Genomic DNA, 10,930 nt, shown 5'->3' on the forward strand with positions numbered 1-10,930 from the left:
TGCACCCGCGCCCTCTGGATTCTTCCGTTAGCCCTCGTGACCATGTTCATTTTCCGCAAGAAGAACGACGCAGGAAAGGGCAAGCTGGATGTGATTCCCTGGTTCATTTTCCTTTTCGCCATCGCCATGGTCATCAACACCTATCTGTTCCCGGCCATCGGCGTTCCCGCAACCGTCGGCACAACCATCGTTACCATTGCAAAGCGCGGCTTCGCCATTACCTTGTTCCTTATCGGCACAGGCCTTTCCAAGGAAGCCTTGAAGAAATGCGGCGCCAAGCCATTTATCCAAGGCGTTATCCTGTGGTTCATCATCGGAGCCGGCAGTCTGCTTGTAATCAAGGGGTTCTAAGCCAGGCAAATTATGCTATATTAACGGTAAGTTCGTATGTTCGAACAACCAATAAACTTTAACTGAACGGAATGGCCAATTATGGATCTCGGAAGATACAATCGAGCTCGCGTCGAAGAAATTACACCCCAGGGCTACTATCTGGAACTAGAAAGCGGAGACAGAGTTCTTCTCCCCGGCAATAAGGACAAGTTCACCTTGGAAGAAGGCGAAATCCTGGATGTTTTCGTCTACACCGACAGTGAAGACCGCCCTATCGCCACTTTGGAACACCCCTACGCACAAGTCGGCGAATTCGCCGTGCTGGACGTGAAAGACGTGAACCGCGTAGGAGCCTTCTTGAATTGGGGCCTGAACAAGGACCTGTTCCTCCCCTACAAACAGCAGCTGGGTGAACTACAGCGCGGCGACCGCTGCGTTGTATTCATTCTTGTAGACGACAAGAGCAACCGCATTGTAGCTACCGAAAAGATCAAGAGCTTTTTGGACTTGGACACCAGTGAACTTCACGTTGGCCAGCGCGTACAGCTTGCCGCCTACGAAGTGACCAAGGACCACGTGGACTTCCTGGTGGATTACCGCTACACCGGCCGCCTCATGCTCACCCCCGGCATGGAACGCATTTACATCGGCGACACCATGCCCGGCTTCATCCAGCGCTTTACCGCAGATGGCAAGATTACCTTGAGTATCAACCCCATCGGCTACAAGGGCCTTATGAAAAGCGACAGCGCCAACGTCCTGATGCAAAAGTTGCAGGAAGCAGGCGGAAGCCTCCCCTACGGCGACCACACCGATCCCGAAGTCATCCGTCAGGAATTCAACATGTCCAAGAAGAATTTCAAGAAGCTTCTTGGCACCCTGTTCCGCGAAGGGAAGATTTACATCAGCGACGACGGAATTAGCCTGGTATAGGCCTATGAGACGCTTTCGTTTTTTGTGTACATTAGCGGTTTCTGCTGCATTATTTGCAGCGTGCTCTAGCAGTGAGAAAAAAGCTGAAGAGTCGATGGCGACGCAGAATGTTCCTGCAGAACCTTTAACGGTTCAACTTTCCAGAAAAGTCTGTCCTTCGGCCAGCGATTTCCGAGGGACCGGTGTTGCAGAAACTCCGCAGGCTGCATTGCTGATTGCGCAAAAGGAAATTGCCGCCCAGATTAGTTCTTCTATCGAGTCCAAATCGGTGATGGCCAAGTCTCAGGAAGTAGACGCACTCGGTAACGAGATTATCGAAGAAAGTTACAAGCAAAAGACGAAACTTTCCACAACCCTTTCAAACGCTCAGGATGCAAAAAGCGTGGAGACGCTTGTTCAAGGCCAGCAATTCGGCGTTCTCGCCTGTATGAACCAAAGCGATGCTGCCAAGCCCTATCTTGCAACATATGCTTCCCTTAAGGACTCCGTTATGCTTCTTACCGCAATGTACGGGCAAGCGGATCACCCCCTCAACAAGGCAACCGCATTCAACGCTGCGCGAGACGTCTTTACCCGCCTGCTTTCCGTAAGACACATTATTCTAGGCCTTGGCATCAGCCCCGATGAACTAGACAAGGACAAAATGGTTGACCCCGCCCACGCCTTTACCGCAACCCAGCAGGCCTACAAGGATTTCCGTGCCGGCTATGGTCTGCATTACAAGGCGGAGACCGAATCTAATTTAAACGACTTGCTTTTTACAAGAATGTCCGCCGCATACAACATAAAGCAGTCCGAATGTGAAAGCGGATTGATGCTTGTGGCAAAGATTGCGGAGCCCTCCTGTAAGGAAGGTTCCCTCGGCATCACATGCAATACAACCATCAGTTTAACCGGATCTTCATGCAGCGGCGAGCCTTACTTTAGCCTGAGTGCACAGGTCAAGGGCAATGGCCGCTACGACGAAGCCGAAGCCATGGATAAAATAAGCAAGAATATTGCTAACGGGGACTGGTTTACCGAATGGCAAAAGGATCTGGACAAATGGTCTCTAAAGTAACAAGGATTCTTTGCACAATCGCATCCGCAGCCGTATTGGCATTTGCAGACCCCTCTGCAGAAATGCCCCTGCCATCCGCTATTTCAGATTCCCTTCCCTGGTTTGCTGTCCGAGAAATCAAGGCTCCCAATGCCCCCTTTACCCGAAGCCACCTAGCCAAGGCCGTAGAAAAGAAAAATCGAGTTGCCCTAGTTTATTTTGCAACCTGGTGCATTCCTTGCCGAGTAGGAGTCAAGAAACTTGCGGAACACCAAGCTGATTTAAGCCAAAATGGAATCCAGGTCGTCCTTGTCAATCTTGGGGAAAAAGACGAAAAGTCAATTCTATCCTGGATTGAACAGACTGGGGCTTCAAACTTTACAGCCATCGGCGACCCGTTCAAGAGACTTACCGAAGGCTTTGGCATGACTTCGGAAGGCAGCAATATAAGCCTCCCCCGCACTCTTGTGCTAGACAAGAATCTAAAGCCTTTGTTTATGCTTGGCCAGGAAGGCTCTGACTGGCCGCAGATTCTTTGGGAAAAGAACTAGGCTTAATTTTTAAAACAACACCTTGTATTCGTCGAACGCCTTGGGGTTTGCCTTCAGGGTATTGCCGTCCCAATCCAGGAGGGCGCTTCCCCACTCGCCATAGCTGGCCGGTTCCCAGAAGAAGGCTCCAAGGCCTCGGGGGACCTGTTCCATGATCTGATGGGTCCTTGCGCGGGAGCCATCAAAGCCGTAGAAATTCTTGCCGGTTCCGCCGTTGTATTCTGCAATGAGGAATTCCAGATTCGGATAACTGCTGGCAAGATTACTCATCAACGTTTTCCAGGTGTCGGGCGTTCCATGCTGGTAGGCGGTGTAGGCGGAGAAAGCCATCACGTCGGGAGAAACTTTTTCCGTCTTGATAATGGAGTTCATCCACCAGTTCACCGTAGTGGCGTTCTGGGGGCTTTCGATGTGGAATACGGTCTTGATCTTGTGGGAAGAAGTCTCGAAAGCCTTTACCGCCCGGGAACCTGCCGCCAGATACTTTGCAGTGTTTGCAATACCATTGGGGTTCTGCTGCTTATTCATGACACCGTTCACGCTGTTTGGAGCCAACTGCACGTTATCGCCCCAGCAGTTGGTGTTGCTGGTAGGCAAGTCTCGAAGCATGCCGTTGGTAATTTCATTACCCACCTGAACCATGTCCGGCAAGGCGTTCACCTGCTTGAGGGCAGCCATCAGATCGTAAGTGTAATTATAGACGGAATCCGCCATGGCATCGGAGTTTTGGACGCCGCGCCAGCGTTCGGGAATAATCTGCGTGTCCGGATCTGCCCAGACATCGCTATAATGAATATCCAGCAGGAAGGTAAAGCCCGCCTTTTTCACCTTCTGGGCATAGGCAACCACATGATCCTTGTCGCCAAAGGCTTCACTATCCTGACCGCAGCCCGCAGCGGCATAACCGTAGGCCGCCTTGGGACTGAGAAACGTCTTTAAGCGGATGGCGTTAAAGCCATGGTCACGAAGCAAAGCGAAGATATCCTTTTCTGTTCCGTCTACATCGTAAATTTTAGTGCCATAGGATTCGTACTCCTGAAAACGGGAAATGTCGGCACCAACAATGTAAGGACTGAAAAGAACCGGCTTCGAGTCGGACGAAGGTGGCGGAGGCAGCACCTCGGATGAACTAGATCGAGGCGGTTCCTCGAATGAACTGAATGGCGGAGGCGGTTCCATACCGCTAGATCCACGATCGTGGCCAGGGATGACATCGAACGAAGAACTAAACGGAAGAGGTTCCATGGAAGAGGAACTGAGAGGCGGAAGCTCTACACCGGAACTGAATGAAGACGGAAAATCATCACTGGAACTTGAAAGTTGCGACAATTCGCTACTACTGGAACCTATAGGAATAATTCCTTCGAAAAAGGAACTATCGAAAGGCTCGCTAGAAGAAGAAAGATCGTCCAAAATGCTGGGCGAAGAATCTGCAATCAGTCCATTAGAAGACAAAGCATCATTCGAAAATTCCGAAGAACCCGTAGATGAATCATTTCCGCAACCAAGCAAGGCCATGGTTGCAATCCCAAAAATTCCCTTTAGTTTACCCATACTTGCAAATCTACACTTTTTACGCGGGAACATTCGTAAAATGTCGGTAAAGGTTTGCAAAACAATGAACAATTCCAGGTGGATTACTAACTTTTATTTCAATGCTAAACACCGAATTGCTTACATCCGCTTCAGTTCAGGAATTCATCCAGAGCGCCATCAAGAAAAAGATGGACGCCCTGCAAATTTCTACAGCCTTGAATAAGGCGGGTTACAGCAATGAGGATCGTGCGGCAATCATGGACTACATGGCCTTAGTTCCCAAATTCCGCGAAAAATTTTTTGGTAAGGACGCCATAAAAGGTGGTTCCGGGAAAAACGCATCCATCGGCAGCGAAGCCTTTTTGCTTTGCGATCGGTTAGCCCTAGAACAAAGTACCGCCCAGGATATCGGCAAGTACAAGGCCAATTTGTGGATTGCCGGAAAAGCCCCCAGGCAGGATGAAAGCGCGCCTGATGTCAATGATGCAAGAGCCCACCGCCCCCTAGTCCACGATCTTTGTTGCGGCATGGGTGGTGACAGCTACTTTATTCCGGCAGATTTTAATGTGACTGGAGTAGACCTGGACGAGGACCGTCTTGCCATGTACCGCCATAACGTTCGAGTGATGCGCGGTTCCGCAACCCTCACCGATGGAGCAGACTGCACCATTTTAGCAGACGTCCGAGAAATTGCAAAACAGGCCGATGCTTGTGATAGCGAACATCCCGCAGACTATTTCACAATAGACCCCGCCCGTCGCGCCGTCGAAGGGGAAAACCAGCGGGACCTGCGAAACCTTACGCCCACCTTTGAAGAAGTGCTGGAAATATCACGCCACTACAAGGGCGGAATGGCGAAGCTTCCTCCCGGCTACCCCACCGACGAAATTCCCGCCGATGCAGAACTGGTGTATCTAGGAAGCCATTCCGACTGCCGCGAACTTCTGGTATTGTTCGGCACACTGGCCAGGAATCCCGGGAAAGTTCGGGCCATCATGGTAGACAAGGATGGTTTCGTAGTAAAGGCTGCCAACGGTACTGACGCCATCTGGAGCGGCGCCCTTAGCGAAATCCAGGCAGCCTCCAACAAGGAGGCGGAACATGACCTGCCCGGCTGTGAACGCAGTTTCCGGAATGCCACCAGCGAAAACGACTTGCCTGTAGACGATGTGGCGGAATTCATCGCAGAACCTACCGCCCTCTTGATTCGTAGCCACCTGTTTGGAAACGTGGCATTGGCCGCAGCTCCCGATGCCCACCTGATTTCCGAAGGCATTGCCTACGTAAGTTGCAGCACGCCCCTACCCGCACCTGCATTCGCCAGCTTCCAGGTGATGGACAAGTGCGAAATCGCAACCAGCGCCGTTCGCGATATGTTGAAACGAAACAATATCGGCAAACTGACTTTGAAACTTCGCGGCGTCAAGCTGGATCCTGATGAGGAAATCAAACGACTGAAGCCCAAGGGAAAGAACGAAGCTATTCTATTCTACACCCGCGTTGCCGGCGAAAAGACAGCCATTCTAGCAAAAAGAGTTTAAATTATTTCATTGAAACGAGGCTTTCCATGAAGTTGAAATTTTTCCAGATGTTTTCTGTAACCGCAGCCGTTGCGGCAACCCTTATGTTCAGCGCCTGCGGAGACGATTCCTCCAGCGGAACTTCTGATGAAGCAACAAGCTGGCGAGACTACTGCCTGGAAGTCATCAACAAGTACCGTGCTACCGAAGACCTGAAGCCACTTACTCTAGCGCCCGAAGCCAAGCAAACCTGCGTTGATGAGCAGGCGGCGGCAGACCTTGCCTCAGGCAAGGCCCACGGACACTTTGGCGACTGCGGTGAATTCGCCCAAAACTCTGGCCCCAACGTCGATTTGAAATGGCGAGATACCGAAGAAAAGATTGTCGATACCTATCTGGAAATGATGTGGAGCGAAAAGGAATTAGTGGAAAGCGGCAAGCGCGACCCAGCCAAGAAGGAAGACTACTCCTACATTGGTCACTACCTGAACATGAGCAGTACCAAGTACACCACGGTCGCCTGCGGCATTGCCAAGAATTCCGACGGAACCAAGGGCTGGTTCAACGTCAATTTCCACTAGTTCCCTGAACTTTCCTTAGGTTTTTCTATGGCTGTAAGACTTGAAGAATCCTGGCTGAACCTTTTGAACGATCAGTTCGAACAGCCTTATTTCAAACAAATTAAAGAAACCCTGGTCAAGGAAAAGGCTGCAGGCCAGGTCATCTATCCCCCTGGTTCCAAGATTTTTGCGGCACTGGACAACTGCCCCGTAGACAAGGTGAAGGCTGTCATTATCGGGCAGGACCCCTACCACAATCCGGGTCAGGCTCACGGGCTTTGCTTTTCTGTACCCATTGGAATACAGCCGCCGCCATCCCTTATCAATATCTTCCAGGAACTTCACGACGACCTGGGCATTAATCCACCGCCCCACGGCAACCTAGAATCTTGGGCCCACCAGGGAATCTTATTGCTAAACGCATCCCTGACGGTTCGCGCCCACCAGGCCGCAAGCCATGCAGGAATCGGCTGGCAGCAGTTTACCGACACCATCATCCAGCGTCTTTCACAGACCCGGGAAAACCTGGTGTTCCTTTTGTGGGGCAGCTTTGCCATCAAGAAGCAGGAACTGGTAGCAAAGGGGCGGGGCCACCTGATTCTTACGGCTCCTCACCCTAGCCCTCTTTCGGCCTACCGCGGTTTCTTTGGCTGCAAGCACTTTAGCAAGGCCAACGCCTACCTCCAGAGCAAAGGGCTGGAACCTATTGACTGGAAAGTGGAGTAATCCTACGGCAAAACCGCGCTGCGAGAGCTACCCCCGCGTGGGCTCCGAAAACAAAAATTTCTATTATTGGGGCCATGAATAGTAAGAACACTTTTGCACGTCTCGTGCTCTTCGTTATACTCGGCCTTGTTATCGGCGGAGTCCTGGGCGAATGCCTTGGGGTTCTGTTCGGTCAGCTGGGTGAATTGATGAACGCAGGTGGATACAACAACATCGTCCACAATTTCTTTGTTTCGTCATTCAATCTCAACCTGGGTTTCCCCAACAGGCCTGAACCTGTCATCGTGGACCTTTACTTGATCAAGCTCGCAATCGGTTGCAGCATCAAGGTCAACGTGGTCAGTGTTATCGGTATGATTGTGGGCATCTACATTATGAAATGGTCCGGAGGAGGACGATAATGTTAACTATTGATGAATTGCAAGCTAAGTTGGCCAGCGGCGCTACCACTTCCGTGAAGCTCACCGAAGAAGCCCTCGCCAAGGTTGAAGCTACCAAGAATTTGAACGCCTATATTTCCGTTCTCAACGAACGTGCCTTGGCCAAGGCTGCCGAATCCGACAAGCGCCGTGCCGAAGGCAAGACTCTGGGTGCTCTGGACGGCATTCCCGTTGCAGTCAAGGACAATATGTGCCTTGAAGGAACCCGCACTACCGCAGCTTCCAAGATTCTTGAAAACTTTGTGGCTCCCTACACCGCTACCGCCATCGAAAAGCTGGAAGCTGCAGGCGCCATCATCATTGGCAAGACCAACATGGACGAATTCGCCATGGGTTCTTCCAATGAAACCTCTTACTTCGGTCCTGTGAAGAATCCGCTGGACGAATCCCGCGTTCCGGGTGGTTCCTCCGGCGGTTCTGCCGTAGCCGTTGCCAGCGGCACCGTCGCCTGCGCACTTGGCTCCGACACTGGTGGATCTATCCGTCAGCCCGCCGCCTGCACAGGCGTTGTGGGCCTGAAGCCCACCTACGGCCGCGTTTCCCGTTATGGTCTGTTGGCTTACGCCAGCTCCCTGGACCAGATCGGCCCCTTCGGTACCACCGTTAAGGACGCCGCCCTCTTGCTGAACGCCATCGTTGGCGAAGATGCCCACGACAACACCACTAGCACCCGCCCTGCAGAAGACTTTACCGCAAAGCTTGACGCTGGCGTAAAGGGCAAGGTCATCGGCGTTCCCAAGGAATACTTTGGCGACGGTCTGGATGCAGAATGCAAGGCCGCCATCGAAGCCATGCTGAAGAAGCTTGAAGCAGAAGGCGCAACCATCAAGGAAGTGAGCCTTCCCAACATCGGCCACGCAGTGTCCAGCTACTACATCATCGCTACTGCAGAAGCTAGCTCCAACCTCTCCCGCTACGACGGTGTCCGTTACGGTTACCGCAGCAAGGATGCCCGCAAGCTTATCGACCTGTACTCCATGAGCCGCAGCGAAGCCTTCGGTAAGGAAGTCCAGCGCCGTATTCTCCTGGGCAGCTACGTTCTCTCTGCAGGCTTCTACGATGCTTACTACGTTCAGGCACAGAAGGTTCGCCGCCTCATTACCGACGACTTCAACAAGGCCTTCGAAGAATGCGATGTGATTGCCAGCCCCACCATGCCGGGCCTTCCGCTGAAGTGCGGCATGAACGAAAGCGATCCTATGGCAGTTTACCTCAGCGACATCTACACCGTTAGCTTGAACCTGGCCGGTCTCCCCGGCGTTAGCGTTCCTTGCGGTAAGGCCGGCGGCCTCCCCGTTGGTCTGCAGTGGATTGGCAAGCCCTTCCAGGAAGCCGACCTGCTCAGCGTCGCTGCAGCTACTGAACGTTTAAACAAGTAGCAAGCGAGTGTCGCACAGAAGAGCTTGCTCTTCTGTATGACCGAGCGCAGCGATTGACGCCGAAGGCGTTCACAAGTAGTAAGCGAGTGTCGCGTATCCCGCGCGGGTCGCAGCAAGCGCGCAAAACTTTAAAAGACCTGTTCTTCGGAACAGGCCTTTTTTATTTCTACCTTTGCGATTGCGACAAAGATTTTTGAAACAGGAATCCACTTATGAAGAACTTCAAGAACTACATCTTTGACTTGGGCGGCGTTATTGCGGACATCAACACGCAAAGCGCCTTAGATGGTTTTCGTGCCCTCGGGGTTCCTGAAGAAGAACTGCGTTATGACGAAGGTCCGACCGCAAAAATCATGCAGAACTATCAGCTGGGGCTATTGACTACCGATGAATTCTGCGACGCAATTATTGGCAGAAGTGTCGCCTCGACGGAACCGACTCGCCAGCAAGTGGCCGACGCCTGGAATACCATCATCGTTGGCATCCCCCAGCAAAAGATTGACGCCCTCCGCACCCTAAAAAAGCGGGCCAATATTTACCTCTTGAGCAATACCACAGAACTCCACTGGCAGAAATGTCTAGACCTGTGGTTTAACGTCGGCAGCGGAATCTACGGACCAAACAACGTCAACGAATGCTTCCACCACATTTTCCTCAGCCAGGAAATGCACTTGGAAAAGCCCAATCCCGAAATTTTCAAGCAGGTCATCCGTGACATCGCAGTATTCCAAACCCGCGACACAGCCAACCCGACGAACAACTCGCACGACGCTACCAACCCGACGAGCGACACTTATGACGCAGCCACACCAACGATAAACGCATCCAACACCGTCTTCCTGGACGACAACCTAGCCAACGTTCAATCCGCAATGAATTGCGGTATCAGTGGCATTCACGTCACTCCCGACTACGACTGGATTGCGGAACTTTTATAAGTCGTCATGTGGAACCAAAATGAAATTCGAGAAAGACATTCTATACATCTGGGTTGGCGGCAGCTGCGATTACGGCCATAAGGAACGGGCCGGCGGCGGAGCCTACATTGCACAACAGCTCGAAGCCGATTCCAAGGACTGTTCAAACGCAACGACGGTAGATACCTATACCTGCGCAGAATTCAACACCACGGAATTCAAGATGATTTTTGCCGCCATGAATCACGCATTGGAGAAATTCGCCGGGCGTCCAATTGTCTTTCTGTCTAACGTCCAGTACATTATGAACTTTGAAAAAAAGGACCTTGTGGACCTGAAGATTCTCCCTTACCACAAGTATCCTCAGCAGCAACAAGTTCACGAAATGGCCAGTAACGCCATGCGAAAATTGCGGAACGGGTAACTACGGCTTCAGCAGCAGTTTGTTATTTGCCTGAAGTCCGTCATTATCGAATCGCACTGTAGGATTCTTTCCGCTCTTGAAGGCCTCTTCGCTTTCGTAGATAGAAAGAGCCACAGAAACGCCCGGCAACGCCGCCACATTGGTCTGCCTTGCGGGCACAGAACTTGCGAACGAGAATTCCTTCACCATTTCATCCTTGAAGGTTCCCTTGGCAACCTTGATGGTTTTGCCCAACTGTTCAAGAACCGCGCCGGAACCATCCACGAATTCCGCCACCATGTAGATGTCGAAGAAGCAGGGCGCAATACCTGTATTCTTTACGGTGATGTTCAAGGTGTTCACGGTTTCCATGCTGCCAGTCACAGACAGCAATTCAGCCTGCTGCACCATAAAGTTGTAGCCAATCACATGAGTCATAGAATCAGCCAATTCCTTATGCTCACTGTAAATTTTAAACCCGCAGTCGCTTTCCTGCTCCAACACATAGTAAGTCAGGTGTGCCGTAGTGATTTCGTGTACCCAGCGCTCCGGAGTCCACCTCATGTAACTCTTGTTGTCAAAGGTCAGCATTC

The 10,930-nt window shown here is 51.7% G+C and carries 13 protein-coding genes; 11 read left to right on the forward strand and 2 right to left on the reverse strand.

The features are described from left to right. The 4 genes from MJZ26_13670 to MJZ26_13685 all read left to right on the forward strand — a co-directional run. Positions 1 to 351: putative sulfate exporter family transporter (locus MJZ26_13670; protein ID MCQ2106826.1), on the forward strand; the 351-nt coding region annotated here is incomplete at its 5' end. A gap of 81 nt (positions 352 to 432) precedes the next feature. Continuing rightward, the gene (locus MJZ26_13675; GenBank protein MCQ2106827.1) at positions 433 to 1,266 is read left to right on the forward strand and encodes a S1-like domain-containing RNA-binding protein; all 834 of its coding nucleotides are present in this window, start codon (positions 433 to 435) and stop codon (positions 1,264 to 1,266) included. A gap of 94 nt (positions 1,267 to 1,360) precedes the next feature. After that, entirely contained in the window at positions 1,361 to 2,326 is a 966-nt protein-coding gene (locus MJZ26_13680; GenBank protein MCQ2106828.1) for a hypothetical protein, read from the forward strand. Then, complete coding sequence (locus MJZ26_13685; protein MCQ2106829.1) at positions 2,311 to 2,856, forward strand: TlpA family protein disulfide reductase; 546 nt, start codon at positions 2,311 to 2,313, stop codon at positions 2,854 to 2,856. Before MJZ26_13680 ends, MJZ26_13685 begins: the two co-directional genes overlap by 16 nt. A 9-nt stretch (positions 2,857 to 2,865) precedes the next feature. Here the strand turns inward: MJZ26_13685 and MJZ26_13690 are convergent, their stop codons facing one another. After that, positions 2,866 to 4,410, reverse strand: a complete 1,545-nt coding sequence (locus tag MJZ26_13690; protein MCQ2106830.1) for an arabinogalactan endo-1,4-beta-galactosidase — start codon at positions 4,408 to 4,410, stop codon at positions 2,866 to 2,868. Between the two features lie 101 nt (positions 4,411 to 4,511). On the opposite strand from MJZ26_13690, the gene MJZ26_13695 reads away from it, so the two are divergent. The 7 genes from MJZ26_13695 (at position 4,512) to MJZ26_13725 (ending at position 10,358) form a co-directional block, all read left to right on the forward strand. Beyond that, entirely contained in the window at positions 4,512 to 5,933 is a 1,422-nt protein-coding gene (locus tag MJZ26_13695) for a hypothetical protein (protein ID MCQ2106831.1), read from the forward strand. 26 nt (positions 5,934 to 5,959) lie between these two features. Continuing rightward, positions 5,960 to 6,493: a CAP domain-containing protein gene (locus MJZ26_13700; protein ID MCQ2106832.1), complete on the forward strand. Its 534-nt coding sequence runs from the start codon at positions 5,960 to 5,962 to the stop codon at positions 6,491 to 6,493. Positions 6,494 to 6,520: 27 nt separating this feature from the next. Beyond that, entirely contained in the window at positions 6,521 to 7,198 is a 678-nt protein-coding gene (gene ung / locus MJZ26_13705; protein MCQ2106833.1) for a uracil-DNA glycosylase, read from the forward strand. 74 nt (positions 7,199 to 7,272) lie between these two features. Continuing rightward, positions 7,273 to 7,599: a DUF4321 domain-containing protein gene (locus MJZ26_13710; GenBank protein ID MCQ2106834.1), complete on the forward strand. Its 327-nt coding sequence runs from the start codon at positions 7,273 to 7,275 to the stop codon at positions 7,597 to 7,599. After that, positions 7,599 to 9,017, forward strand: coding sequence for an Asp-tRNA(Asn)/Glu-tRNA(Gln) amidotransferase subunit GatA (gene gatA / locus MJZ26_13715; GenBank protein ID MCQ2106835.1), 1,419 nt, complete (start codon positions 7,599 to 7,601; stop codon positions 9,015 to 9,017). Before MJZ26_13710 ends, gatA begins: the two co-directional genes overlap by 1 nt. A 212-nt stretch (positions 9,018 to 9,229) precedes the next feature. After that, on the forward strand, positions 9,230 to 9,955 hold the full coding sequence (locus tag MJZ26_13720; protein ID MCQ2106836.1) for a hypothetical protein: 726 nt from the start codon (positions 9,230 to 9,232) through the stop codon (positions 9,953 to 9,955). Between the two features lie 19 nt (positions 9,956 to 9,974). Then, positions 9,975 to 10,358 carry a hypothetical protein gene (locus MJZ26_13725; protein ID MCQ2106837.1) on the forward strand — a complete coding sequence of 128 codons (384 nt, stop codon included), beginning with the start codon at positions 9,975 to 9,977 and terminating at the stop codon, positions 10,356 to 10,358. On the opposite strand, the gene MJZ26_13730 is transcribed toward MJZ26_13725, so the two are convergent. Continuing rightward, a partial coding sequence (locus tag MJZ26_13730) for a hypothetical protein (protein ID MCQ2106838.1) occupies positions 10,359 to 10,930 on the reverse strand: 572 nt, incomplete at its 5' end.

Source organism: Fibrobacter sp. (genome assembly GCA_024398965.1).
Lineage (GTDB): Bacteria > Fibrobacterota > Fibrobacteria > Fibrobacterales > Fibrobacteraceae > Fibrobacter.